General features: G+C 61.5%; 19 protein-coding genes and 4 tRNA genes. 11 read left to right on the forward strand and 12 right to left on the reverse strand.

The features are described 5' to 3' along the window. The first annotated feature begins 8 nt into the window (after window positions 1-8). The 3 genes from kdpB (at window position 9) to HKK54_RS00480 (ending at window position 5,500) form a co-directional block, all read left to right on the forward strand. Entirely contained in the window at window positions 9-2,081 is a 2,073-nt protein-coding gene (gene kdpB, locus HKK54_RS00470; protein ID WP_169385887.1) for a potassium-transporting ATPase subunit KdpB, read from the forward strand. A 78-nt stretch (window positions 2,082-2,159) separates the two neighbouring features. Beyond that, complete coding sequence (locus HKK54_RS00475; protein WP_169385888.1) at window positions 2,160-4,811, forward strand: sensor histidine kinase; 2,652 nt, start codon at window positions 2,160-2,162, stop codon at window positions 4,809-4,811. After that, window positions 4,808-5,500 carry a response regulator gene (locus HKK54_RS00480; RefSeq protein ID WP_010166411.1) on the forward strand — a complete coding sequence of 231 codons (693 nt, stop codon included), beginning with the start codon at window positions 4,808-4,810 and terminating at the stop codon, window positions 5,498-5,500. Before HKK54_RS00475 ends, HKK54_RS00480 begins: the two co-directional genes overlap by 4 nt. Here HKK54_RS00480 and HKK54_RS00485 read toward each other — a convergent pair. Beyond that, window positions 5,460-6,380 (reverse strand): LysR family transcriptional regulator, encoded by a 921-nt coding sequence (locus HKK54_RS00485; RefSeq protein WP_010166409.1) that lies wholly within the window; start codon window positions 6,378-6,380, stop codon window positions 5,460-5,462. The two genes, HKK54_RS00480 and HKK54_RS00485, sit on opposite strands and share 41 nt — an antisense overlap. A 107-nt stretch (window positions 6,381-6,487) precedes the next feature. Here HKK54_RS00485 and HKK54_RS00490 point away from each other — a divergent pair, with 107 nt between their 5' ends. Beyond that, window positions 6,488-7,996 carry an MFS transporter gene (locus tag HKK54_RS00490; RefSeq protein WP_169385889.1) on the forward strand — a complete coding sequence of 503 codons (1,509 nt, stop codon included), beginning with the start codon at window positions 6,488-6,490 and terminating at the stop codon, window positions 7,994-7,996. A gap of 84 nt (window positions 7,997-8,080) precedes the next feature. Here HKK54_RS00490 and HKK54_RS00495 read toward each other — a convergent pair. Then, a tRNA-Asp gene (locus HKK54_RS00495) sits at window positions 8,081-8,157 on the reverse strand. Window positions 8,158-8,177: 20 nt separating this feature from the next. Further along, window positions 8,178-8,253 (reverse strand) — tRNA-Val (locus HKK54_RS00500). 201 nt (window positions 8,254-8,454) lie between these two features. Here HKK54_RS00500 and HKK54_RS00505 point away from each other — a divergent pair. From HKK54_RS00505 to HKK54_RS00515, 3 genes are all read left to right on the forward strand, one after another. After that, window positions 8,455-8,973, forward strand: a complete 519-nt coding sequence (locus HKK54_RS00505; protein WP_010166405.1) for a sigma-70 family RNA polymerase sigma factor — start codon at window positions 8,455-8,457, stop codon at window positions 8,971-8,973. A 7-nt stretch (window positions 8,974-8,980) separates the two neighbouring features. Continuing rightward, the gene (locus HKK54_RS00510) at window positions 8,981-9,961 is read left to right on the forward strand and encodes a FecR family protein (protein WP_169385890.1); all 981 of its coding nucleotides are present in this window, start codon (window positions 8,981-8,983) and stop codon (window positions 9,959-9,961) included. Window positions 9,962-10,039: 78 nt separating this feature from the next. Next, on the forward strand, window positions 10,040-12,463 hold the full coding sequence (locus tag HKK54_RS00515; RefSeq protein WP_169385891.1) for a TonB-dependent siderophore receptor: 2,424 nt from the start codon (window positions 10,040-10,042) through the stop codon (window positions 12,461-12,463). A 146-nt stretch (window positions 12,464-12,609) separates the two neighbouring features. Here HKK54_RS00515 and HKK54_RS00520 read toward each other — a convergent pair. Both HKK54_RS00520 and HKK54_RS00525 read right to left on the reverse strand, forming a co-directional pair. Next, window positions 12,610-12,686 (reverse strand) — tRNA-Asp (locus tag HKK54_RS00520). 20 nt (window positions 12,687-12,706) lie between these two features. Beyond that, a tRNA-Val gene (locus HKK54_RS00525) sits at window positions 12,707-12,782 on the reverse strand. A 161-nt stretch (window positions 12,783-12,943) separates the two neighbouring features. Here HKK54_RS00525 and rdgC point away from each other — a divergent pair. The 3 genes from rdgC to sugE all read left to right on the forward strand — a co-directional run bounded on the left by rdgC (window position 12,944) and on the right by sugE (window position 15,409). After that, window positions 12,944-13,864, forward strand: a complete 921-nt coding sequence (gene rdgC / locus HKK54_RS00530; RefSeq protein WP_008430455.1) for a recombination-associated protein RdgC — start codon at window positions 12,944-12,946, stop codon at window positions 13,862-13,864. Between the two features lie 156 nt (window positions 13,865-14,020). Then, a complete protein-coding gene (locus tag HKK54_RS00535) occupies window positions 14,021-14,986 on the forward strand; it encodes a bile acid:sodium symporter family protein (protein ID WP_010166398.1) in 966 nt (321 codons plus the stop codon). Between the two features lie 108 nt (window positions 14,987-15,094). Continuing rightward, window positions 15,095-15,409, forward strand: a complete 315-nt coding sequence (gene sugE / locus HKK54_RS00540; RefSeq protein WP_010166396.1) for a quaternary ammonium compound efflux SMR transporter SugE — start codon at window positions 15,095-15,097, stop codon at window positions 15,407-15,409. A gap of 117 nt (window positions 15,410-15,526) precedes the next feature. Here sugE and HKK54_RS00545 read toward each other — a convergent pair whose 3' ends face one another. From HKK54_RS00545 to HKK54_RS00560, 4 genes are all read right to left on the reverse strand, one after another. Next, entirely contained in the window at window positions 15,527-17,401 is a 1,875-nt protein-coding gene (locus HKK54_RS00545) for an MFS transporter (RefSeq protein WP_169385892.1), read from the reverse strand. A gap of 83 nt (window positions 17,402-17,484) precedes the next feature. Next, window positions 17,485-18,639, reverse strand: a complete 1,155-nt coding sequence (locus tag HKK54_RS00550) for a TDT family transporter (RefSeq protein ID WP_169385893.1) — start codon at window positions 18,637-18,639, stop codon at window positions 17,485-17,487. Window positions 18,640-18,745: 106 nt separating this feature from the next. Further along, window positions 18,746-19,057: a cupin domain-containing protein gene (locus HKK54_RS00555; RefSeq protein ID WP_010166390.1), complete on the reverse strand. Its 312-nt coding sequence runs from the start codon at window positions 19,055-19,057 to the stop codon at window positions 18,746-18,748. 44 nt (window positions 19,058-19,101) lie between these two features. Further along, the gene (locus HKK54_RS00560; RefSeq protein ID WP_169385894.1) at window positions 19,102-20,295 is read right to left on the reverse strand and encodes an MFS transporter; all 1,194 of its coding nucleotides are present in this window, start codon (window positions 20,293-20,295) and stop codon (window positions 19,102-19,104) included. 91 nt (window positions 20,296-20,386) lie between these two features. On the opposite strand from HKK54_RS00560, the gene HKK54_RS00565 reads away from it, so the two are divergent. Next, on the forward strand, window positions 20,387-20,932 hold the full coding sequence (locus HKK54_RS00565) for a TetR/AcrR family transcriptional regulator (protein ID WP_169385895.1): 546 nt from the start codon (window positions 20,387-20,389) through the stop codon (window positions 20,930-20,932). 920 nt (window positions 20,933-21,852) lie between these two features. Here HKK54_RS00565 and HKK54_RS00570 read toward each other — a convergent pair. The 3 genes from HKK54_RS00570 to HKK54_RS00580 all read right to left on the reverse strand — a co-directional run bounded on the left by HKK54_RS00570 (window position 21,853) and on the right by HKK54_RS00580 (window position 24,320). Beyond that, window positions 21,853-22,632, reverse strand: a complete 780-nt coding sequence (locus HKK54_RS00570; RefSeq protein WP_003217229.1) for an ABC transporter permease — start codon at window positions 22,630-22,632, stop codon at window positions 21,853-21,855. Continuing rightward, entirely contained in the window at window positions 22,629-23,561 is a 933-nt protein-coding gene (locus tag HKK54_RS00575; RefSeq protein WP_010166381.1) for an ABC transporter ATP-binding protein, read from the reverse strand. Before HKK54_RS00575 ends, HKK54_RS00570 begins: the two co-directional genes overlap by 4 nt. Window positions 23,562-23,696: 135 nt before the next feature. Continuing rightward, window positions 23,697-24,320, reverse strand: coding sequence for a glutathione S-transferase family protein (locus HKK54_RS00580; protein WP_169385896.1), 624 nt, complete (start codon window positions 24,318-24,320; stop codon window positions 23,697-23,699). Window positions 24,321-24,376 lie beyond the last annotated feature (56 nt).

Consider the following 24,376-nt stretch of genomic DNA (forward strand, 5'->3'; position numbering starts at 1 on the left):
ATTCCCCCATGATCAAGAAAGCTCGTTTACCTCTGTTTGACCGCGCCATCGTGCTCACTGCCTGCGGCGATGCGTTCAAGAAACTGCTGCCCCAGGCGCAGTGGAAAAACCCGGTGATGTTCGTGGTGTACCTGGGCAGCATCCTCACTACCCTGCTGTGGTTCCAGTCCCTCGGCGGCCAGGGTGAAGCCCCCAGCGGGTTTATCCTCAGCATCAGCTTGTGGCTGTGGTTCACCGTGCTGTTCGCCAACTTCGCCGAGGCCCTGGCCGAGGGCCGCAGCCGCGCCCAGGCCGCCAGCCTGCGCGGGATGAAACGCCAGACCCTGGCCAAGCTGCTGCAACAACCCAGGCACGGTGCGGCGTGGCTGCCGACCGAAGCGACGCTGTTGCGCAAGGACCAGGTGGTGCTGATCGAAGCCGGCGACCTGGTGCCGCTGGACGGCGTGGTGATCGAAGGCGTGGCCTCGGTGGATGAAAGCGCAATCACCGGCGAATCGGCGCCGGTGATTCGCGAAGCCGGCGGCGACTTTTCCTCGGTCACCGGCGGCACGCGGGTGCTGTCGGATTGGCTGGTGGTGCGCATCAGCGTCAACCCGGGCGAGTCATTCCTCGACCGCATGATCTCGATGGTCGAATCCGCCAAGCGCCAGAAGACCCCCAACGAAGTCGCCCTGACGATTTTGCTGGTGGGCCTGACCCTGTTGTTCCTGCTGGTGATCGCCACGCTGAGCCCATACTCGATCTTCGCCGTGGCCATGAGCGGCAGCGGCAGCGTGGTCAGCGCCACGGTGCTGGTGGCGTTGCTGGTGTGCCTGATCCCCACCACCATCGGCGGCCTGCTCTCGGCCATCGGCGTGGCGGGCATGAGCCGGATGATGTCGGCCAATGTGATCGCCACCTCGGGCCGCGCCGTTGAGGCAGCGGGTGACATCGATGTGTTGCTGCTGGACAAGACCGGCACCATCACCCTGGGCAATCGCCAGGCCAGCAGTTTCCTGCCGGCCCCGGGGGTCAAGGAAGCCGAACTGGCCGACGCGGCGCAACTGGCGTCCCTGGCCGACGAAACGCCGGAAGGCCGCAGCATCGTGGTGTTGGCCAAGCAGAAATTCGACATCCGCGCGCGGGACATCAACGCCCTGGGCGCAAGCTTTGTGCACTTCACCGCCCAGACCCGCATGAGCGGTGTCGACCTGCCCGAAGGCCGAGGCATTCGCAAGGGCGCAGCGGATGCCATCCGCAGTCATATCGAAGCGTTGGGCGGGAGTTTTCCGGCAACCCTGCAGGCCAAGGTCGACGAAGTATCGCGCCGCGGCAGTACGCCGCTGGTGGTGTCCGACGGTGCCAAAGCCTTGGGCGTAGTGGAGCTGAAGGACGTGGTCAAGGGCGGCATGAAGGGGCGTTTTGCCGAACTGCGGCGCATGGGCATCAAGACCGTGATGATCACCGGCGACAACCGCCTGACCGCCGCCGCGATTGCGGTGGAAGCCGGCGTGGATGACTTCCTGGCCGAGGCGCGCCCGGAAGACAAGTTGCAACTGATCCGCGACTACCAGGCCCAGGGCAAGCTCGTGGCCATGACCGGCGACGGCACCAACGACGCCCCGGCACTGGCCCAGGCCGACGTGGCGGTGGCAATGAACAGCGGCACCCAGGCGGCGAAAGAGGCCGGCAACATGGTCGACCTCGACAGCAACCCGACCAAGTTGATTGAGGTGGTCGAGGTCGGCAAACAGATGCTGATGACCCGTGGCGCCCTCACGACATTCAGCGTGGCGAATGATGTGGCGAAGTACTTCGCGATCATCCCGGCGGCGTTTGTCGCGACCTACCCGCAGCTCGGTGCGTTGAACGTGATGCACCTGACCAGCCCCAACTCGGCGATTCTCAGCGCGGTGATCTTCAACGCGTTGATCATTGTCGCGTTGATTCCGCTGGCCCTGCGCGGCGTGACCTACCGCGCGATGGGTGCGGCGGCGTTGCTCAATCGCAACCTGCTGATCTATGGCCTGGGCGGCGTGCTGGTGCCGTTTGCCGGTATCAAGCTGATTGACCTGGTGCTGACCGGGCTGGGTCTCGCGTAGCACCGCAAATCCACTGTGTGAGCGGGATTGCTGTGGCGAGCCCGCTCCCACAATTGAACCGCATTTACCAGGAATGACATGCCCGCATTAAACGAAGAACGCCCCGACCCCGACGCCCTGCTCGCCCGGGTCCAGCAGGAAGAACAGGCCGCCTTGCGCGGCAAATTGCGTATCTACTTCGGTTCCAACGCCGGTGTGGGCAAGACCTGCGCCATGCTCGACGCGGCGCAACGGGAAGTCAGCCTGGGCCGTGACGTACTCGCCGGCGTGGTGGAAACCCACGGCCGCGAGGAAACCGCCGACCTGCTCAACGGCCTTGAACAACTGCCCCGCGCCCACCGCCTGCACCGCGACTTTGCCCTCACCGAATTCGACCTCGACGCCGCCCTGCAACGTCGTCCTGCCGTGCTGCTGGTGGATGAACTGGCCCACAGCAACGTGCCCGGCTCGCGCCACCCGAAACGCTGGCAAGACGTGGAAGAACTGCTCAGCGCCGGCATCGATGTGTGGACCACCCTCAACGTCCAGCACCTGGAAAGCCTTAACGATCTGGTGAGTGGGATCATTGGCATTCGCGTGCGGGAAACGGTACCCGACCACGTGTTCGACAACGCCCACGAAGTGGTGGTGGTCGACCTGCCGCCGGATGACCTGCTGCAACGTTTGAAAGACGGCAAGGTGTACCTGGGCCCCCAGGCCGAGCGCGCGTCGCGGCACTTTTTCCGCAAGGGCAATTTATTGGCCCTGCGGGAACTGGCCCTGCGCCGCACCGCCGACCGGGTCGACACGCAGATGCGCGTGTACCGTCGCGAACAGTCAATCAAGACCCTGTGGCCCGCCCGCGAGCGGTTGCTGGTGGGCGTGGCCGGTGACGCCGGGGATGAGCGCCTGGTGCGCGAAGCTGCACGCCTGGCGCAAAAGCTCGAAGCCGACTGGATCGTGGTGCACGTCGCCGCAGCCCAGGGGCGCGGCGCCAGGCGCTACCTCACGGCGATGAAAACCCTGGCCCTGGCCAGCGAATTCGGCGCCGACACGGCAACATTGCCGGGCATGGACGTCGCCGAAGCGCTGGCCGCCTGTGCCCGGGAACACAACGCCAATCGCCTGGTGCTTGGCCATCACCCGCGCCGGGCATGGCGGTTCTGGCATCAGTCGGTGGGCGACCGGATCAGCCGGCATCATCCGCAAATCGACCAGATCGTGATTGCCCACGGCTTATTGCCTGCCACAGCCCCGCCCCATGAAAAACCGACGCCGGCGCCCGGCAAAACCCTGGCCTATCTCTGGGCGACCCTCGCCTGCTTCACCGCCAGCGCCATCGCCTCGCTGCTGCTGCAAGTGTTCGAGCTGGCCAACGTGGTGATGCTGTTCCTGCTCACGGTAGTGCTGGTGGCCCTGCGTTTCGGGCGCGGCCCCGGCGTCTGGGCGGCGATGCTGGCAGTGCTGTGTTTCGACTTCTTTTTCGTCCAGCCGCGCTACTCGTTTACGGTCAATGACACGCAGTATTTCTTCACCTTTGCGCTGATGCTCGGCATCGCCCTGATCACCGGGCAACTCACCGCCCGCCTGCGCCACGAAGCCCGCACCGCCGCCGCTCGGGAACGCCGCGCCACCTCGCTGGCACGCCTGGCCCGCGACCTGTCGGCGGCGTTGACCGTGGAGCAGATCAGCGAAGTCGCGCTGCGCACCTTCAGTGGCGTGTTCGAGGCGCGGGTCGGCCTGGCCCTGCCGGACGCCGCCGATGGCGTGCACAGCGTGGGCGCAGGCGGCTTACCGATCGACGACAGCATCGCCCAGTGGACCTACGACCACGGCCAGTCCGCCGGCCAGGGCACCGACACCTTATCCGCCGCCAAAGGCTGCTACCTGCCGCTCAAGGCACCGATGCGCGTGCGCGGCGTGCTGGTGCTGGAACTGGCACAAAGCGAACGCCTCAACGAGCCCGAAGAACGCCGCCTGCTGGAAGCCTGCATGAGCCAGTTGGCGATTGCCCTGGAGCGTGTGCACTTCGTCGAAGTAGCCCAAAGCACCCTGGTGCAGATGGAAGGCGAGAAGATGCGCAACACCCTGCTCGCGGCGATTTCCCACGACTTGCGCACACCGCTGACCACCCTGATCGGCGCCGCCGACACCGCCCTGCCCCATGCGCCGCCAGGACCGCTGACCGAGCTGCTGCAGGGCATTCATGAGCAGGCCACTTCCATGCAACGCCTGATCGAAAACCTGCTGGACATGGCCCGCATGCAAGAGCGTGGCGTGCGGCTCAACCGGCAATGGCACTTGCTGGAAGAAATCGTCGGCAGCGCCTTGCGCCAATTGCGCGAACCGCTGGCCCGGCATGTGCTGCACACCACATTGGACCCGCAGTTGCCGCTGGTGGAAGTCGACGCGCTGTTGATCGAACGGGTGCTGGTCAACCTGCTGGACAACGCTGCCAAGTACACCCCGCCCGGCACCGTCATTACCGTGGCCGCCCGCGCAGTGTCGGACAGCATCCTGCTGGAAGTCAGCGAGACCGGCCCGGGCAGCGCGCCGGCCAATCTGTTCGAACCGTTTGCCCGTGGCCAGCAGGAGTCTTCCGTCGCCGGCATCGGCCTGGGGCTGGCCCTGGCCAAGCGCATCGTCGAAGCCCACGGCGGGCGCATCGAAGCCAAGCCTGGCCGCGAGCGCGGCATGCATTTCGTCATCACTTTACCGGCGGGCACCCCGCCCTCAATGGACGCCCTATGAGCACTGCACGCATTCTGATTGTTGAAGACGAGGCCAATATCCGCCGCTTTGTCGGCATCGCCCTGCAGGATGAGGGCTTCCAGGTGTTCGAGGCCGACAGCGTCAAGCGCGCGTTGATCCACGCCTCCAGCCGTCAGCCAGACCTGGTGATCGTCGACCTCGGCCTGCCGGACGGCGACGGCAAACAGTTGATCAGCGAGCTGCGGGGTTGGCTGGCGGTGCCGATCCTGGTGCTGTCGGCGCGGGATCGCGAGGAGGAAAAAGTCGCAGCCCTGGATGCCGGCGCCGATGACTACCTGACCAAACCTTTCGGCGTGCCCGAGTTGCTGGCGCGCATCCGTGCGCAACTGCGTCGACACGGGCAAACCGGCACGGTGGCGGCCACCAGCAAGGTGGCATTTGGCGAGATTGAAGTAGACCTGGCGACCCATGAAGTGTGGCGCCAGGGCCTGCCGGTGCACCTGACGCCCATCGAATACCGCCTGCTCTGCGCGATGATTCGCGGGCAAAGCCGGGTACTCACCCATCGCCAATTACTGCTCGAAGTGTGGGGCCTGGATTACGTGGACCGCGCCCACTATTTGCGGGTGCATATGGCCCATCTGCGGCAAAAGCTGGAGGCGGACCCGGCCCAGCCGCAGTACTTCATTACCGAGTTGCAGGTGGGCTACCGGCTGGTGGGGTTGTGAACAGATGGGCGGCGGCGAAGTCGACAAACACGCGGATCTTCGGTGACAGGTGCCGGCTGGAAGGCCACAGCGCCCAGAACTGGCCCTGGTCATCGGAATGGCCGTCGAGCACAGTTTCCAGCTGGCCTTGGGCGAGGGCCTCGCGGGCCAGGAAGTCCGGCACGTAGGCAATGCCATGGCCATCCATCGCGGCCCTGAGCATGGCCTCCATGTTGTTCAAGGTCAGCGCGGTGGGCAGGCGCAATTGGGTGATGGCCGGGTTGGCGGACAAGGTCCAGTCCATGATTTTTCCGGTGGTGGCGAAGCGGTAACGCAGACACGGGTGGTGCTCCAGGTCGCCCAGGGAGTGCGGCCGACCGTTGGCGCGCAGGTACTCGGGCGACGCACACAACACAAACCTGAACGGCCCCAGCCTGCGGGCCATCAGGGTCGAATCCGCCAGGCCGCCGCTGCGGATGACCACGTCGAAGCCCTCCTCGATCACGTCCACCAGGTGGTCGTTGAAATCCAGCTCCAGTTCGATCTCCGGGTAGGCTTTGCGGAACGCCATCATGTGGGGAAAAAGAAAGCGATAGCCGATGGTGGGCAGGCTGACCCGCAACTTGCCCCGGGGCGCCTGCATGGCATGGGAGAGCATGGCGCGGGCGTCTTGCAGGTCGTCGAGAATTTTCCGGCAGCGCTCATAGAACAGTTGGCCTTCGGCGGTCAGGCTGACCTTGCGCGTGCTGCGGTGCAACAGCCGCACATTCAACGACGCCTCCAGCTTGACGACGTTCTTGCCCACCGCCGAGGCGGAAATCCCCATCGCGCGGGCCGCACCGGTGAAGCTCAGGGCTTCGGCCGTTTTTACAAAGGCGATCACGCCGCTCAGGTTATCCATCACGCCATTACATCCATAGGGTCCGTTATGAACGGAATGTAAGCCCGTTTATCCACAATTGCATCCTGATTAGAGTCTTTACATCTTCAGACCTGCGGGAATAACCCATGAACATCACACCCGAACCTGTGCCCGCCCCTGGCCGATATTCCATCCTGGCCGCGATTTGCCTGGCCGCCCTCGTATTGCCCATGAGCTTCACCGGCGGCGCCGTCGCCACGCCGTTTATCGGCCAGGCGTTTGCCGCCCAGCCCAGCCAACTGGCGTGGATCACCAACGCCTTCATGCTGAGTTTCGGCAGCCTGCTGATGGCCGCCGGCACCCTCGCTGATCTGTATGGGAGAAAGCGCCTTTTCTTGTGGGGCATGACACTGTTCACCGTGGTCTCCGTGCTACTGGCAATGGTACCGGGGATTTTCTGGCTGGATATATTGCGTGGCGTGCAGGGCGTCGCGGCGGCCACGGCGCTGGCCAGTGGCTGTGCCGCGCTGGCCCAGGAGTTTGACGGCCACGCGCGCACCCGAGCCTTCAGCTTGCTGGGCACCACGTTCGGTGCAGGCCTGGCGTTTGGGCCGTTGCTCTCGGGGTTGATGATCGAGCACTGGGGCTGGCGCGCGATTTTCCTCGGCACCGCCCTGCTCGCCGGCCTCTCGCTGCTGTTTGCCGCGCCCAAAATGCGTGAAAGCCGCGACCCGCAGGCGCTGCGGTTGGATACCACCGGCGTACTGACGTTTTCGGCCATGCTGGTGGCCCTGACCACGGCGGTGATCCTCGCCCCGGAACACGGTTGGACGTCGCCGCTGGTTGATGCCCTGCTGGTGGCAGCGGCAGTATTTCTGCTGGTGTTTATCCTCGTCGAAAATCGCTCAAGCCAACCGATGCTGGACCTGCGGCTGTTTCGCTTCCCACGCTTTCTTGGCGTGCAGTTGCTGCCGATCGGCACCTGTTACTGCTACATCGTGCTGATCGTGTTGCTGCCCCTGCGTTTTATCGGTGTGGAAGGCGCCAGCGCGCTGGATGCGGGTTTGATGATGCTGGCGCTGTCGGCACCGATGCTGGTGGTGCCGATGATCGCCGCCACCCTGACGCGCTGGCTGTCGGCGGGTGTGTTGTGTGCCATTGGCTTGCTGATCGCGGCGGCGGGCTTGTGGGGGTTAAGCCTGGCCGGGCAGCCCGGGCAAACCGTCGCCGCGATGCTGGTGATCGGGATCGGCACGGGGTTGCCGTGGGGCCTGATGGATGGCCTGGCGATCAGCGTGGTGCCGAAGGAGCGCGCAGGAATGGCGGCGGGGATTTTCAATACGACCCGCGTGGCCAGTGAAGGCGTGGCGTTGGCGATCACCATGGCCGTGCTGGGCGCCTTGGTGGCGCACCACTTGCGGGGTAGCGCTGCGGCGGATGTTTCAGTGATTGCACAAGCGCTGGTGATGGGTGATGTCCTGCAGGCCGGCACGGCGATTCCACTGGCCGAACTGCGCGCGGCCTACCTCGCAGGCTTTAACACCCTGCTGCAATTGCTCGCAGGATTCACCCTGCTGACGGCGATGGTGGTTTTTGCGTTTCTGGCTCGGCGGGCCCCCGCACGGGTCCAGGCAGAGTCGGCACTCAGTCGCTGACCTGAATCCCAGGCACAAAAAAGCCCGCTCAATGAGCGGGCTTTCCGTGGCACCTGGCGTTCAGCGTTCCAGGTAACCTAAATATGGCGCAGCGGACGGGACTCGAACCCGCGACCCCCGGCGTGACAGGCCGGTATTCTAACCGACTGAACTACCGCTGCGCGTAACACTAAGAAGCGAATGGTGGGTGATGACGGGATCGAACCGCCGACCCTCTGCTTGTAAGGCAGATGCTCTCCCAGCTGAGCTAATCACCCTTCACTTTCGGTGTGGGGCGCATTCTATAGCATTTTTCCGTAATGTCATGATTTAAATGCAATTTATTTAAAATATTTTGCCTTCCCCCACGCGCGCCCCGCAAAACCGGTGCTTTGGGTGCAAACGCGAGTCTATTGCGTTTGCCCAAGCCTTGGCCCCACAATTAACAATTATTCTCAATAACACCTGGGTCGCGCCTTATGTCTGTGGGTGAACCGCCGTTCCAACGGGAGATTACCGAGCTGTACAGCGAGCATCACGGCTGGCTGTTCACTTGGTTGCGCCGAAAACTGGGCTGTACCCACAACGCCGCCGACGTGGCGCAGGACACCTTCGCGCGGATTCTGCACGCGCGGGAGTCCGTGACGGGCATTCGCGAACCCCGCGCCTATTTGAGCACCACTGCCAGGCGGCTGATCATCGACCAGGCCCGGCGCAAGCAGATTGAAAACGCCTACCTTCAGGAACTGATGCTGACGGTGGAAACCCTGGAAGGTTTTCAGTCGCCTGAACAGCTCCACGCCACCCTGGAAGCCCTTGAACACATCGCGTTTATTCTTGAAGGCATGCACGACAACGTGCGTCAGGCGTTTGTGCTGTATTACCTCGAAGACCTGACCCAGCAGCAAATCGCCCGCCAACTGAAACTGTCGGAGCGTACGGTCCGCAAATACTTGATCCAGGCCCTGCTGCATTGCAGCCACAGCGTGGACATCTGAGCCGCGCATGCCTGACTCCCGCCAACAGATCGACGAACAAGCCGCCGAATGGATGCTTCGCCTGCACGAAGGCGAATTGACCGAAGCCCAGCGCCAGGCATTCGAACGCTGGAAGCAGCAAGGCCCACAACACGCCGCTTCCGCCGCGCGCATGGAAGACGTGGTCGCACGGATGCAGGCCCTGCGCGGGCAAAAAGCCCCGGCGCGGGCGGCCTTGAACGCCGCGTTTCCACGGCCCGGGAAAACCCGCAAGCACTACGGCCGCGCGCTGGTATTGGCGTGCAGCCTGGCCCTGCCCGCTGTGGCGCTGCTCTACAGCCCTTACCCACAACAGTGGATGGCCGATGTGCACAACGGCCCCGGCGAGTGGAAAACCCTGCGCCTGGCGGACGGCTCCACGCTGACGTTGAACGGCATCAGTGCGGCGAACCTGTATTTCGACAACCGGCAGCGCCGCATCGAACTGCTGCAAGGCGAGATCTTGGTAGAAGTGGCTCACGATCGCGAGCGGCCGTTTGTGGTGCAGACCGCCCAAGGTACCCTGCGCGCGTTGGGCACGCGGTTTGTGGTCAAGCGCGAAGGCGATGTAACGGTGCTGAGCATGCTCGAATCCCGCGTGGCGGCAAAAAGCGCGAATGGCCAGCAGACGCTGGAAGTTGACGCCGGCTCGCGGGCGCAGGTCAGTGCGGACGCCGTGCGTTTGTCTGGCAGCATCGACCCGGCGAGCGTCAACGACGCCTGGCACCGCCATCAACTGGTGGTGGATAACCGGCCGTTGCCGGAAGTGCTGGACGAGATCGCCCGTCACCGTTCGGGCCGCTTGCAGTTTGATCGAGCCGCACTGGCGAATCTCAAGGTCTCGGCCGTACTGCCTCTGGACGACACCGACCGCACCTTGCAGATGCTGGCCCAAACCCTGCCCATCAAGCTGAGAACCTTTACCCCGTGGCTCGTGATCGTCAGCCCGGGCACCGAAAGTAAAAAATAATTATTCGCATTGCTTCCGCTTTTTTCCGGGCTGCCCGTCAAGGAAGGTATATCGATCAACTAAAGGACTGCCTTCACCATGCCCATCCCTTCCCACCCACGTCGGCGCCTGTTGAGTTGCGCGCCGCTGACGCTCACGCTGCTCACGACGACATTGCTGAATATCCACTTGGCCCAGGCCGACACGGTCAACGTCGCGGCACAAGCCTACGACATTCCTGCAGGGCCACTGGGTGCCACACTCAACCGGTTTGCCCAGCAAGCAGGCGTGGCCATTGTGTTCCAGTCCCAGAACCTGGAGGGGCTGAATGGGCCGGGGCTGAAGGGCACTTACAGTGTGGACGCGGGGTTCGACAGGTTGCTTCAAGGCAGTGGCTACCGGGTGATCAAAGGCAATCAGGTGTACGCAGTGGAAGCCATTCCTGCGGCTACTGGCGCCATGGAGCTGGGCCCGACGCAGGTCAGCTCCAACCAGTTGGGCAACGTTACTGAAGGGACTGATTCCTACACTCCAGGCAGCATTGCGACGGCGACACGACTGGTGTTGACCCCCAAGGAAACCCCGCAATCGGTGACCGTGGTCACCCGCAAACACATGGATGACTTCGGCCTGAATAACGTCGACGACGTGATGCGCCACACCCCGGGCATCACCGTGTCGGCCTTCGACACCGACCGCACCAACTACTACGCCCGCGGTTTCTCCATCAACAACTTTCAGTACGACGGCATTCCTTCCACCGCGCGCAACGTTGCCTATTCGGCGGGTAATACCCTGAGCGACATGGCGATCTATGACCGGGTCGAGGTGCTTAAAGGCGCCACCGGCCTGCTCACCGGTGCAGGCTCGCTGGGGGCCACGATCAACCTGGTGCGCAAGAAACCCACGGCAGATTTCCAGGGCCATGCCAGCCTCGGCGCGGGCTCCTGGGATAACTACCGCAGCGAACTGGATGTGAGCGGCCCGATGACCGAAAGCGGCAACGTGCGTGGCCGAGCGGTCGCGGCCTACCAGGACAAGCGCTCGTTCATGGACCGTTACTCACGCAAAAGCCCGGTGTACTACGGCATCATGGAGTTCGACCTGTCCCCCGACACGATGCTGACCGTGGGTGGCGACTATCAGGACAGCTTGCCCACCGCATCGAGCTGGTCCGGCAGCTTCCCGCTGATCAACGCCAATGGCGATCGCAATAGCGTAAAGCGCTCGTTCAACAACGCCGCGAACTGGAGCAGTTGGGAGCAATACACCCGTACCGCCTTCGCCATGCTTGAACATGACCTCGGCAACGGCTGGGTCACCAAGCTGCAACTGGACCACAAGATCAACGGCTACCATGCGCTGATGGCTTCGATTCAGGGTGACGAGCCACGGGCAGACGGCACCGCACAGATCACTTCGCAAAAATACACCGGGGAAACCGTCAGCGACTCCGCCGACCTGTACGCAAGCGGCCCCTTCAGCCTGGGCGGCCGTGAGCATGAACTGGTGGTGGGCGGCTCCATCGGCATTTCCGACTGGAACGGCAAGGGCTACTGGAACCTCGCCCCCAACCTCGTCGACTTCAATAACTGGCACGGTCACGCCCCCCAACCCTACTGGGGCGCGCCGCAGCAATACATCGATGACACCATTCGCCAGACCGGCGCCTATATGACCACGCGCCTGAACCTGGCCGATGACCTGAAGCTGCTGCTCGGGGGACGGGTGGTCAATTATCACCTGACCGGCAATAACCCGTCCTACCGCGAGACCGGACGCTTTGTGCCGTATGTGGGCGTGGTGTACGACCTGAATGAAACCTACTCGGTCTACGCCAGCTACACCGATATCTTCATGCCCCAGGAAAACTACAACCGCGACCGGCAGAACCAATTGCTTGAGCCGGACGAAGGCCAGAACTATGAACTGGGCCTGAAGGCTGATTTCTTCGACGGCCGGCTGAACGCCAGCGCGGCGTATTTCGAGATCCACGAAAACAACCGCGCCGTTTCCGACGACGACTACAACAACCTGAAACCTACGCCGCAGAACTACGCCTACAAGGGCACCAAGGCCGTCACCAAGGGCTATGAGCTGGAAGTGTCCGGCGAACTCAGCCCGGGCTGGCAGATTCAGGCCGGCTACACCCACAAGGTGGTGCGTGACGACCAGGATCTGAAGATTTCCACGTTCGAGCCTGAAGACCAGGTCAAGCTGTACACCACCTATAAGCTCAAGGGAGACCTGGACAAGCTGACCGTCGGCGGTGGCGTGCGCTGGCAGAGCGTGGGCTGGCAGGACATCTACAACACCCCCCATGGCGGTTATGAAGAGTTTTCCCAGGAAGCGTACTGGCTGGTGGACCTGATGACCCGCTACCAGATCACCAAGAACGTGTCGGCGACGCTGAACGTCAACAACCTCTTCGACAAGTCCTACTACACCAACATCGGCTTCTATAACTCTGCCGCTTATGGTGAGCCACGCAACTTCATGGTCACCACCCGCTGGGATTTCTAAACGCATAAAAAAACGCCCCCGATCACGGCACATGATCGGGGGCGTTTTTTTGACCGGCGGTTTTATAAACCCCAGACAGCAAAAAGCCCGCTCAATGAGCGGGCTTTCCGTGGTACCTGGCGTTCAGCGTTCCAGGTGACCGAATATGGCGCAGCGGACGGGACTCGAACCCGCGACCCCCGGCGTGACAGGCCGGTATTCTAACCGACTGAACTACCGCTGCGCGTAACACTAAGAAGCGAATGGTGGGTGATGACGGGATCGAACCGCCGACCCTCTGCTTGTAAGGCAGATGCTCTCCCAGCTGAGCTAATCACCCTTCACTTTCGGTGTGGCGCGCATTCTACGGAGCGACCCAGGGTCTGGCAAGCACTTTCTTAAATAATTTTTTTCAGGCCTTCCAATGGCTTAGCGAGGGTTGGCCTATGGCGCCATGAGGAGAATAATGCCCCCCTTTGTATATAAGGAGAGACTCACCCCATGTGGTTCAAAAACCTGCTTATCTATCGCCTGACCCAAGATCTGCCTGTTGATGCCGAGGCGTTGGAAACTGCACTGGCCACCAAACTGGCGCGCCCTTGTGCAAGCCAGGAGTTGACCACTTACGGTTTCGTCGCCCCTTTCGGTAAAGGTGAAGACGCGCCCCTGGTGCACGTCAGCGGTGATTTCCTGCTGATCGCGGCGCGCAAGGAAGAACGCATCCTGCCGGGTAGCGTGGTGCGTGATGCGGTGAAGGAAAAGGTCGAAGAGATCGAAGCCGAGCAAATGCGCAAGGTCTACAAAAAGGAACGCGACCAGATCAAGGATGAAATCATCCAGGCCTTCCTGCCGCGTGCGTTTATCCGTCGCTCGTCGACCTTCGCCGCCATCGCGCCGAAACAGGGCCTGATCCTGGTGAACTCGGCCAGCCCGAAACGTGCCGAAGACCTGCTGTCCACCCTGCGTGAAGTGATCGGCACCCTGCCGGTACGTCCGCTGACCGTGAAAACCGCGCCAACCGCCATCATGACCGACTGGGTCACCACCCAGAAACCGGCCGATGACTTCTTCGTCCTCGACGAATGCGAACTGCGTGACACCCACGAAGACGGCGGCATCGTGCGTTGCAAGCGCCAGGACCTGACCGGCGAAGAGATCCAGCTGCACCTGACCACCGGCAAAGTCGTGACCCAATTGTCCCTGGCCTGGCAGGACAAACTGTCCTTCATGCTGGACGACAAAATGACCGTCAAGCGCCTGAAGTTCGAGGACCTGCTGCAGGATCAGGCTGAACAGGACGGCGGCGATGAAGCGCTGGGCCAACAGGACGCCAGCTTTACCCTGATGATGCTGACGTTTGGCGACTTCCTGCCGGCGTTGGTTGAGGCCTTGGGCGGTGAAGAGACCCCACAGGGCATCTAAGTCTTAAGTGGGCACAGTCAATGTGGGAGCTGGCTTGCCTGCGATGCGGGCACTTCGGTTTATCCGTTACACCCGGGTGATGCTATCGCAGGCAAGCCAGCTCCCACAGTTGATCGGGTTAGCACTTCCAGCATTCTAATAACAAGGACCATCCCCATGCGCGCACTCGCCGCCTTGAGCCGTTTCGTCGGCAATACCTTCGCCTACTGGGTGCTGATTTTTGCCGTGCTCGCGTTCCTGCAACCGGCCTGGTTTATCGGCCTCAAGGGCGCCATCGTGCCGCTGTTGGGCCTGGTGATGTTCGGCATGGGGCTGACCCTCAAACTTGAAGATTTCGCTGAAGTCGCGCGTCATCCGTGGCGCGTGGCATTGGGCGTGGTCGCGCATTTCGTGATCATGCCGGGCGTCGCCTGGCTGCTGTGCCAGGTCTTTCACCTGCCACCGGAAATTGCCGTCGGTGTGATACTCGTCGGCTGCTGCCCGAGCGGCACCTCCTCCAATGTCATGACCTGGCTGGCCCGGGGCGACCTGGCGCTGTCGGTGGCCATCGCCGCCGTCACCACCTTCCTCGCCCCGCTGCTGACGCCCGCGCTGATCTGGCTGCTGGCTTCGGCCTGGTTGCCGGTGTCGTTCATGGAGTTGTTCTGGTCGATCCTGCAAGTGGTGTTGCTGCCGATCGTGCTTGGCGTGGTAGCGCAACGATTGCTGGGCGCCCGTGTACGCCATGCCGTAGAGGTATTGCCGCTGGTGTCGGTGGTCAGCATCGTGGCGATCGTGGCCGCCGTGGTGGCGGCCAGCCAGGCGAAGATTGCCGAGTCGGGCCTGCTGATCATGGCCGTGGTGATCCTGCACAACAGCTTTGGTTTCCTGCTGGGCTACTTCACCGCCCGTGTGTTCGGGCTGCCGCTGGCGCAACGCAAATCCCTGTCGCTGGAAGTGGGCATGCAGAACTCCGGCCTGGGCGCCGCATTGGCGAGTGCGCATTTCTCGCCGCTGGCGGCGGTGCCGAGCGCGCTGTTCAGCGTCTGGCACAATATTTCCGGGGCGTTGCTGTCAACGTACTTCCGGCGGATGAGCGAAAAGGAAGACCGCGAACTGCTGGCGAGCAAGTCCGAAACTTGATCACCTGATCAATATTCGGCACTCTATCGGGCTTCGCGTGGACGACCTCGCGACGCTATCGCGCGATTAATTCAGGGGACGACCCCGCCTTATAGAAGCGAGGTCATCATGTCCTGGATCATTCTGTTTTTTGCCGGACTGTTTGAAGTCGGCTGGGCCGTGGGATTGAAGTACACCGACGGTTTCAGCAAGCCACTGCCTACGGCCCTGACGATTGCCGCCATGGCCATCAGCCTGGGGTTGCTGGGGCTGGCCATGAAGGAGCTGCCGCTGGGCACCGCCTATGCCATCTGGACCGGTGTCGGTGCAGTGGGCACGGTGATTGCCGGGATTATCCTGTTCGGGGAATCCATGGCGCTGTTTCGACTGGCCAGTGTCGCGTTGATTATCTGTGGGCTGATCGGGCTCAAGATCAGCGCTTAGGCTACTACCGCCTTCGCGAGCAAGCCCGCTCCCACACTTGACCGAGTTGCTCAGTAGAACGCGGTCACCTGTGGGAGCTGGCTTGCCTGCGATGAGGCCGTCAAACACAGCAGAAAACTACCTGACACCCCCACGCAATTCCCCCACAACCCCATGCAAAGCCTCGGGCGTCGCCGCCTCCACCGTCACCGGCGCGCCAGCCACCAACGTCACCCGCGACCAGATCCGATGAAAGAACCCCTTGTTCGGATCGCGACTGAAGAAACTCCCCCACAACCCCTGCAGCGCCATCGGAATCACCGGCACTGGCGTCTCTTCAAGAATCCGCGTGACACCGCTCCGGAACTCGCTCATCTCGCCATCGGAGGTCAATTTGCCTTCCGGGAAGATGCACACCAGCTCGCCGTCTTTCAGGTAGTGGGCAATACGCTGGAACGCCTTTTCGTAGATCTGGATGTCCTCATGCCGCCCGGCAATCGGAATCGCCCCGGCGGTACGGAAGATGAAGTTCAACACCGGCAGACGATAGATCTTGTAGTACATGACAAAGCGAATCGGCCGACGCACCGCGCCGGCGATCAGCAGCGCATCGACAAACGATACGTGGTTGCACACCAGCAGTGCCGCGCCTTCGTCCGGGATCAGGTCGAGGTTTTTATGCTCGACGCGGTACATGGAATGGCCCAGCAGCCAGATCATGAAACGCATGGTGAACTCGGGCACGATCTTGAAGATGTAGGCGTTGACCGCGATGTTCAGCAGCGACACCACCAGGAACAACTCGGGGATCGACAGCTTGGCCACGCTCAGCAGCACAATCGAGACAATCGCCGAGACCACCATGAACAGTGCGTTAAGGATGTTGTTGGCCGCAATCACCCGCGCACGCTCTTTCTCGGCGGTACGCGACTGGATCAGCGCGTACAGCGGCACGATATAGAAGCCGCCGAATACGCCGAGGCCGAGGATATCGAACAATACCCACCACGCCTGGCCATAGCTCAGCACCGCGATCCAGTCGTTGGCCTGGACGTTCTGCGGGAAACCGCCGGAATGCCACCACAGCAACAGGCCGAACACAGTGAGGCCGAAGGAGCCGAACGGTACCAGACCGATTTCCACCTTACGCCCGGACAACTTCTCGCACAGCATCGAGCCCAGGGCGATACCCACCGAGAACACCGTGAGGATCAGCGTGACCACCGTCTCATCGCCATACATCCATTCCTTGGCGTAGGCCGGGATTTGCGTCAGGTAGATCGCGCCGACAAACCAGAACCACGAGTTACCGACAATCGAGCGCGACACCGCCGGTGCCTGACCCAGGCCCAGTTTCAAGGTGGCCCAGGACTGGCTGAAGATGTTCCAGTTCAGGCGCATCTCCGGGCTGGAAGCCGCTGCGCGAGGAATGCTGCGACTGGCCAGGTAACCCAGCACCGCGATGCCGACGATGGCGGTCGACACCACCGGCGCGTAATGGGTGGAAGACATCATGATCCCGGCGCCGATGGTGCCGGCAAGGATCGCGAGGAACGTGCCCATTTCCACCAGGCCGTTGCCGCCCACCAGCTCATCTTCGTGCAACGCCTGGGGCATGATCGAGTACTTCACCGGCCCGAACAGGGCCGAATGCGTGCCCATGGCAAACAACGCCAGCAGCATCAACTCCAGGTGGTTGAACATGAAGCCCACCGCCCCCACGGACATGATCACAATCTCGCCGATCTTGATCACCCGGATCAGCGCGTCCTTGTTGAATTTCTCGCCAAATTGCCCGGCCAGGGCCGAGAACAGGAAGAACGGCAGGATAAACAGCAAGGCGCACAGGTTGACCCAGATCGAGCGGTCGCCCTCGATGGTCAGCTTGTAGAGAATCGCCAGGATCAACGACTGCTTGAAGATATTGTCGTTGAACGCCCCGAGGGACTGGGTAATGAAGAACGGCAGGAAACGCCGTTTGCGCAGCAAAGTGAATTGCGAGGGGTGGCTCATCGTCCGTGTTCCTGCGTGGCCTGAGACTGTTATCGCCTTTAGGCTGTTATAGAAAGTCAGGCCACGACTTTACCTAATCCCGATTACTTATTCGCTAGTCCCGCAATGCAAGGCGATACAAAAAGCTCGCCTTTATAGGCGCCCTGCACGGTGCGCTTGGCCACGATCAGCCACATCAGCGCCAGCGCCGCCACCAGCACACTGCCGACGATACTGAAGAAGCCCAGGTGCAAGGTGCTCGCCAGTTTCAGCGTGGCCAGCGAGTACACGCCCAACGGGAAGGTGAAACCCCACCAGCCAAGGTTGAACGGAATCCCGGCCCGCAGGTAACGCACGGTGATCAGCACCGCAATCAGCATCCACCACAAACCGACCCCCCACAGGGTGATACCGGCGATCAGACCAATACCGTTGGCCATTTCACCGACGCCGGGCAAACCGTTGGCGGCGAAGATGGCAGGCGCATCACCGCCCAACACCAGCATGCCCAGAGCACCAGTGCCGATGGGGCCAAGCGCCAGCCAGCTCGACGCGGCCATATTGGCGTGGGGCAGTTTATGCAGGGCCATGCGCAGCATGAGGATGGTCAGGATGCTGAACGCCACCGGCAGGGAAAACGCCCACAGCACGTAGCTGGTCACCAGCATTATCAATTGCGAATGGGCGTCGGCCAGGTGCGGCGCCAGCAAGCCACCGCTGGCGGCGGCGACCTCGGCCGCCACCACCGGCAACAGCCACACGGCGGTCATCTGGTCGATGCTGTGTTCCTGGCGGGTGAACATCATGAACGGGATCAACACCCCGCAGGCCAACGCCATCGCCACGTCCAGCCACCACAGCACTTCGGCCAGGTGCACCACGCCATCGCCCCAGCGCGGCAAGCCGAACAGCAGAAAGCCATTGATGATGGTCGCCAGGCCCATGGGGATGGTGCCGAAAAACATCGACACCGTGGAATGCCCGAAAATGCGCCGTGCTTCGTGGAAAAACATCACCCAGCGGGCCGCGTACAGCACGCTGAACAGCACAAACAGGCCGATGGCAAACAGCCACAGCCCTTCGGCGATGGCATGCAACCCCGGCACGTTGACCGGCAATTGTGCCAGCGCCAACGCCAGCACCCCGGTGCCCATGGTGGCGGCAAACCAGTTGGGGGTGAACTGGCGAATCACTTCCCGGGGACGGGTCAGGTGACTGAACGGTTTCAAACGGCTTTGAAGGGTATTGGGGCAAGTCATGGTGAAATCCTCTTCCTCGCATGAGGTTGAGACCATGGTAGAACCGAGTCGAATATCTATATAACGGGTAATATCTCTAACTGTTATCTATTTTGCAGATATATAGCTAAACGCTGCCCTCGGATTCAATCACCAGGATCCGCGCCGGGCCCTGTGGATGGGCCACGTGCTCGGTGCCGACGCTGGCGTAGAAGATGTCGCCGACCTGCAACAAAACAATCTGTTCGGTTCCGTTTTCGCGGTAGTGCATCTGAACCTCGCCATCCAGCACCACGAACACTTCTTCCCCGTCATTGATGTGCCAGCGGTAGGGCTGGTCGGTCCAGTGCAAACGGGTGGTGATGCCGTTCATGTTGGCGATGTCCAGCGCCTCCCAGGCGCGGCTTCCGGTGAAGTCCTTGCTGTGGATGATCTTCATGCGTGAATCCCAAGGCGTACTACGGGTGGCGGATTATTACCGAATCAATTGCCCGCCGTCGCCCTGCTCCTCGCCAAATCCTGCAACAGCAGCGCAACCAAAGCGCCGAGCGCCAGTACGATCAACACCACGCCATAACCGTCCGTGGTGGCGATCAAGCCAAAGCTGCGGGTGAGGTTGCCCGCCAACAGCGATGGCACGCAGAACGCCAGGTAACTCAGCACATAGAACGCCGACATCAAACCGGCCCGTTCATGGGGCAAAGCCAACGGCAAGACGCTGCGCAGTGCGCCGAGGAAACCCGAGCCAAAGCCGCCGCCGGCAATCAGCGTGGCGACGAAAAACAACGGCAGGCTGGCGCTGTGGACGGCTGTAAGGATCAGCGCGACACCCACCGCCAACAGCGCGGCGCCCAAGCGCAGGACCTTGTCCGCCGGGCGGTTGCGCAGGCTGAAAATCATCACCGCGCCGCTCAGGGTCAACACCGCGACAAGCCCGCCACCGATCAGGTTCGAGGTAGACCCGGTCGCCGCTCGCACCAGCGAGGGCGCCAGGGACAGGTAGAAACCGCCCATGGCCCAGACCGCCACATCCACCGGCAGCGAGATCCACAACGCGCGCCGCGCCTGGGGCGGTACATGCAAGGTGGGCCACAGCGAGGCCAGCGCGCCCGGGATCCGGCTGACCGTTTCCGGCAGGCGCCACACGTAGATCGCCTGCGCCAGCATCAAGCCGAGCAAGGTCCAGTAAATCAAGGTGGTTGGCATCGGCGCGAACTCCACCAGCAGGCTGCAGCCCATGGCGCCGCAGGCCATGCCCAGCAAAGGCGCTACGCTGTTGATCAGCGGGCCTTGCTGACGGTCAGTGTCGAGCAATGCGGCGCCCAATACGGCAGTGGCCATGCCGGTGGCAAAGCCTTGTACCGTGCGAGCCGCAATCAACCAGCCGACGCTGTCGGCATTGATAAACAGCAGCATCGCCAGCATATCGAGGAGCAGCGCAGCAAAGATCACCGGCTTGCGCCCCAGGTGGTCCGACAGTGAACCCACGGTCAACAGGGCCGCCAGCAGGCTCAAGGCGTAGATACCGAACACCAGGGTCAGCATGGCTGCCGAAAAATGCAGGCCTTCCTGATAGAGGTGGTACAACGGCGTCGGCGCGCTGGAGGCGGCGAGGAACGTCAGCAAGGTGATCGCCAGGAACACCAGGCTGGAACGATGGGAAGTAACGCTGGACATGGGCACGCTCCGCTAAAGCTAATATTTTGCTTTTGCGAAGTGTGCTACTGGATGGCGCTTAAAGCAAATTCTTTGTGTTAAGGTTTTACGCATGGCGATAAAAGAAGGCCTTCGCCCGGGGGGCCGTAGTGCCCGGGTACAAGAATCCGTTCATTCGGCGGTGCGCGAATTGCTCGACGAGCAGGAGCGTTCCAGCGTGACCGTGCCGCAGATAGCCGCCCGTGCGGGTGTCACGCCCTCGACCATCTACCGCCGCTGGGGTGACCTTGCTGCGCTGCTGGCTGATGTCGCCATGGCTCGTCTGCGTCCGGACAGTGAGCCGGCTAACACTGGCAGCCTGCGCGGAGATCTGCGGGCCTGGGGTGAGCAATATCGCGATGAAATGAGTTCGGATCTTGGCCGGGAGATGATGCGCAATGTGCAATGCAGCCAGGCGCCGGGGTATTGCGTGGGGATTCTCACCGGGCAGCTGGAAATCATTCTGGATCGCTATCCGGGCGACGCTGAAACTGCCCCCAGTGTGGATCGGCTGATTAACCTGATCGTCGCGCCTACCGTGTTTCGCAGTCTGTTTTCTACCGTGCCGCTGCAGGTGGAAGAGCTGCATGAGTTGATTGAGTTGGCTTTGCAGCCGTAAGGTGGTTTGTGGGTTTGGGTGTATATCCGTTATTTGGGCTGTTGCTGATATGGGTTCCGCTCTTACAGCGGCTCACTTTTGAACAGCGCAAAAGTAAGCAAAACGCTCTTGCCCCACCACTCGGCACCTCGCTCAGGCTCGGTGTGCCCGCACTCCGGCAGCACGAAGCGGGCCGCCGCGACGGGGCGTCCCTGCCCCGTCGCGGCTAAACCGGCGTCCTGCCGGTTTACCCGCTCCGTACTACCTGCGTTCGGCCAGCGTGGTTTAACGGGGCGCCTAAAATCAAGATCAAAAGCAGATCAACAGCACAGCGGCGTACAGGCCGGCTGGAGTGGTGTGAAGCAAAAGCAAAATCAAAATCTAAAGCGGCCACGATCCCCTGTAGGAGCTGGCTTGCCTGCGATGGCATCAACTGGATGTACCTGAAAAACCGAGTTGTCTGCATCGCAGGCAAGCCAGCTCCCACAGAAAAGCAGAGCCGCAGCAGTTTCAGATTTGGTTTTCGCTTTGGCTTTTGATCTGGCTTCTACCACTCAAGCCGGCCTGTAGGCCGCTGTGCTCTTGCTTTTGATCTTGATCTGGCTCTGACTGCCCCAATAAGCCCGAGGCCGAACGCAGGGATTGAGGAGCGGGTAAACCGGCAGGACGCCGGTTTAGCCGCGACGGGGCAGAGACGCCCCGTCGCGGCGGCCCGCGGAGCAATGCCGGAGTGAGGGAACACCGAGCCTAGGCGAGGTGCCGACAGGCGGGGCAGAGCCCTTTGGTTACTTTGGGCTGGGCCGGCATTCCGGCTTTTCCAAAGTGACCCGCTGTAAGAGCGGAACCATAAGCCGCCGTTACCGAAGAAACGGATATGCCCCCAACCAAACGCAAAAAAAAACGGCCTCATCTGAAGGCCGTTTTTCATTACATCTCAACGCTTAGGTGCGCATCCCACGCCCACTCACCAGCAACCGCGCGCAACCCACATACAGCACCACAGTCGCCACCAGCATAAACGTGATCGCCACACTGATCTTGATATCCGACACGCCCAAGATGCCGTAACGGAACGCGTTAACCATGTGCAAAACCGGGTTGGCCAACGACACCGTCTGCCAGAACGGCGGCAGCAAGGTGATCGAATAAAACACCCCACCCAGATACGTCAGCGGCGTCAGCACAAACGTCGGAATAATCGAAATGTCATCAAAGTTACGCGCAAACACCGCGTTGATGAACCCCAGCAACGAAAAGATCGTCGCCGTCAGCACCACCACCAGCAAGGTGATCCCTAGGTGATGCACCTGCAAATGGGTAAAGAACAACGACAGCAGCGTCACGATCACCCCGACCATCAACCCGCGCAGCACACCACCCAGGGTGTAGCCGATCAGAATCGTATGGGGCGACACCGGCGACACCATCAATTCCTCGATGGAACGCTGGAACTTGCTGCCAAAAAAACTCGACACCACGTTGCCGTAGGAGTTGGTGATCACCGACATCATGATCAACCCCGGCACGATGTATTCCATATAGGTGAAACCACCCATATCACCAATCTGCCGACCAATCAGGTTGCCGAAAATGACAAAGTACAAAACCATGGTGATCGCCGGCGGCAGCAGGGTTTGCGGCCAGATCCGGGTAAAGCGCTTCACTTCGCGGTAGACGATAGTCTGCAGCGCGACGAGGTTGGGTTGCAGTTCCGAACTCATACCGCCACCTTCGCCAGATTTTTCTCCACCAGGGACACGAACAACTCCTCAAGGCGATTGGTTTTGTTACGCAGGCTCAGCACTTCGATGTTCTGGGTGGCCAGTTGGCCGAACAACGCGGTGATGCCCACGGCTTTGTCTACCTGTACTTCCAGGGTGTGGCTGTCCACCAGGCGGTTCGGGTAACCGATCAACTGCGGTGGCACCGACATGTTGTTCTTCAGGTCGAGCAGGAAGGTCTCGACGTGCAACTGGCTCAGCAAGTTACGCATGCTGGTGTTTTCGACGATGGTGCCGTGGTCGATGATGCCGATGTTGCGGCACAGCTGCTCAGCCTCTTCCAGGTAGTGCGTGGTGAGGATGATGGTGATGCCTTTCTGGTTCAGCTCGGTGAGGAACGTCCACATCGAGCGACGCAGCTCGATGTCCACACCCGCCGTGGGTTCGTCGAGGATCAGCAGGCGCGGTTCGTGAACCAGGGCACGGGCGATCATCAGGCGGCGCTTCATGCCGCCGGACAGGGAACGTGAAGGCACGTCGCGTTTGTCCCACAGACCCAGCTGGGTGAGGTATTGCTCGGCGCGTTCCTTGGCGATCTTCGGCGGGATACCGTAGTAACCGGCCTGGGTCACGACGATGTCGAAGGTCTTTTCAAACTGGTTGAAGTTGAACTCCTGGGGCACCACGCCGATGCTGCGCTTGAGCGCCGCCGGGGATTTGTCCAGGTCGTTGCCAAAGATATTCACCGTACCGGTGGTCTTGTTGACCAGCGTCGAGAGAATACCAATGGTGGTGGATTTGCCGGCGCCGTTGGGGCCGAGCAAGGCGAAGAAATCACCTTCGGCGACGTCCAGATCGATACCACTCAGGGCCTGGAAACCGTTGCCGTAGGTTTTGGTTAGCTGCCGGATGGACAGAGCGGAACTCATATCGGATTACGCACCAAAGAAGAGGAATAGAATTGTTACATGAGGGCAGACCGCACGGAATACAACGGCTGCGCGTGACAAGCATGGTGCTTGTCCGCGCCGCACAAGTACAGTCACCCGTATTAATAGTGGGTATCAGGTCAACGCGGTCATGACCGATTTCTGATAGGCCGGACGCTGGCGCAGGCGCTGGTACCAGGCCTCCAGGTTCGGCATCGACGGGCGCTCGATGGGCATTTCGAACCAAGCATAAATGAAACTGCCCAAGGGGATATCGCCCATGCCGATCTCGCTGCCGGACAGGTAAGGTTGCGCGGCCAAGGCCTGATCCACCGTCTGCAAGACATCGATGCAGGCCTGGCGACCGGCGTTGATGGTGTCCCAGTTCTGCTTTTCAGCCGGCGTCCGCAGCACGCCCCAGAATACGGTCTTGAATGGTTCGGCCAGGGTCGAGGTGGTCCAGTCCATCCACTTTTCGGCGTTGGCCCGGGCTTGCAGGTCGCTGGGGTACCAATTCGAATCCGGCGCATGTTTGGCGGCCAGATAACGCACGATGGTGTTGGATTCCCACAGCACAAAGTCGCCATCTTCAATCATCGGCACCCGGCCGTTGGGGTTCAGTGCGCGGTATTGCGGCGTGTCGACCACACCAAAAGCCCCGCCCGCATCAATTGCCTCATAGTCCAGGCCGAGTTCCTCGGCGCACCACAGTGCCTTCCTGACATTTGACGAATTTTTACGACCCCAGATTTTCAGCATGACCGCCCCGATTTTGAAAAAGATGGTTGGATGAATGCCGGGGCAGCATACGCCGG

This window comes from Pseudomonas sp. ADAK13 (assembly GCF_012935715.1).
GTDB lineage: Bacteria > Pseudomonadota > Gammaproteobacteria > Pseudomonadales > Pseudomonadaceae > Aquipseudomonas.

Coding starts and splice junctions, on each gene's coding strand:
- HKK54_RS00475 (WP_169385888.1), top strand. CDS start 2,160: ATGCCCGCATTAAACGAAGAACGCCCCGACCCCGACGCCCTGCTCGCC.
- HKK54_RS00570 (WP_003217229.1), bottom strand. CDS start 22,632: ATGAGTTCGGAACTGCAACCCAACCTCGTCGCGCTGCAGACTATCGTC.
- HKK54_RS00555 (WP_010166390.1), bottom strand. CDS start 19,057: ATGAAGATCATCCACAGCAAGGACTTCACCGGAAGCCGCGCCTGGGAG.
- HKK54_RS00490 (WP_169385889.1), top strand. CDS start 6,488: ATGAACATCACACCCGAACCTGTGCCCGCCCCTGGCCGATATTCCATC.
- HKK54_RS00480 (WP_010166411.1), top strand. CDS start 4,808: ATGAGCACTGCACGCATTCTGATTGTTGAAGACGAGGCCAATATCCGC.
- HKK54_RS00580 (WP_169385896.1), bottom strand. CDS start 24,320: ATGCTGAAAATCTGGGGTCGTAAAAATTCGTCAAATGTCAGGAAGGCA.
- kdpB (WP_169385887.1), top strand. CDS start 9: ATGATCAAGAAAGCTCGTTTACCTCTGTTTGACCGCGCCATCGTGCTC.
- sugE (WP_010166396.1), top strand. CDS start 15,095: ATGTCCTGGATCATTCTGTTTTTTGCCGGACTGTTTGAAGTCGGCTGG.
- rdgC (WP_008430455.1), top strand. CDS start 12,944: ATGTGGTTCAAAAACCTGCTTATCTATCGCCTGACCCAAGATCTGCCT.
- HKK54_RS00545 (WP_169385892.1), bottom strand. CDS start 17,401: ATGAGCCACCCCTCGCAATTCACTTTGCTGCGCAAACGGCGTTTCCTG.
- HKK54_RS00510 (WP_169385890.1), top strand. CDS start 8,981: ATGCCTGACTCCCGCCAACAGATCGACGAACAAGCCGCCGAATGGATG.
- HKK54_RS00565 (WP_169385895.1), top strand. CDS start 20,387: ATGGCGATAAAAGAAGGCCTTCGCCCGGGGGGCCGTAGTGCCCGGGTA.
- HKK54_RS00505 (WP_010166405.1), top strand. CDS start 8,455: ATGTCTGTGGGTGAACCGCCGTTCCAACGGGAGATTACCGAGCTGTAC.
- HKK54_RS00515 (WP_169385891.1), top strand. CDS start 10,040: ATGCCCATCCCTTCCCACCCACGTCGGCGCCTGTTGAGTTGCGCGCCG.
- HKK54_RS00485 (WP_010166409.1), bottom strand. CDS start 6,380: ATGGATAACCTGAGCGGCGTGATCGCCTTTGTAAAAACGGCCGAAGCC.
- HKK54_RS00550 (WP_169385893.1), bottom strand. CDS start 18,639: ATGACTTGCCCCAATACCCTTCAAAGCCGTTTGAAACCGTTCAGTCAC.
- HKK54_RS00575 (WP_010166381.1), bottom strand. CDS start 23,561: ATGAGTTCCGCTCTGTCCATCCGGCAGCTAACCAAAACCTACGGCAAC.
- HKK54_RS00535 (WP_010166398.1), top strand. CDS start 14,021: ATGCGCGCACTCGCCGCCTTGAGCCGTTTCGTCGGCAATACCTTCGCC.
- HKK54_RS00560 (WP_169385894.1), bottom strand. CDS start 20,295: ATGTCCAGCGTTACTTCCCATCGTTCCAGCCTGGTGTTCCTGGCGATC.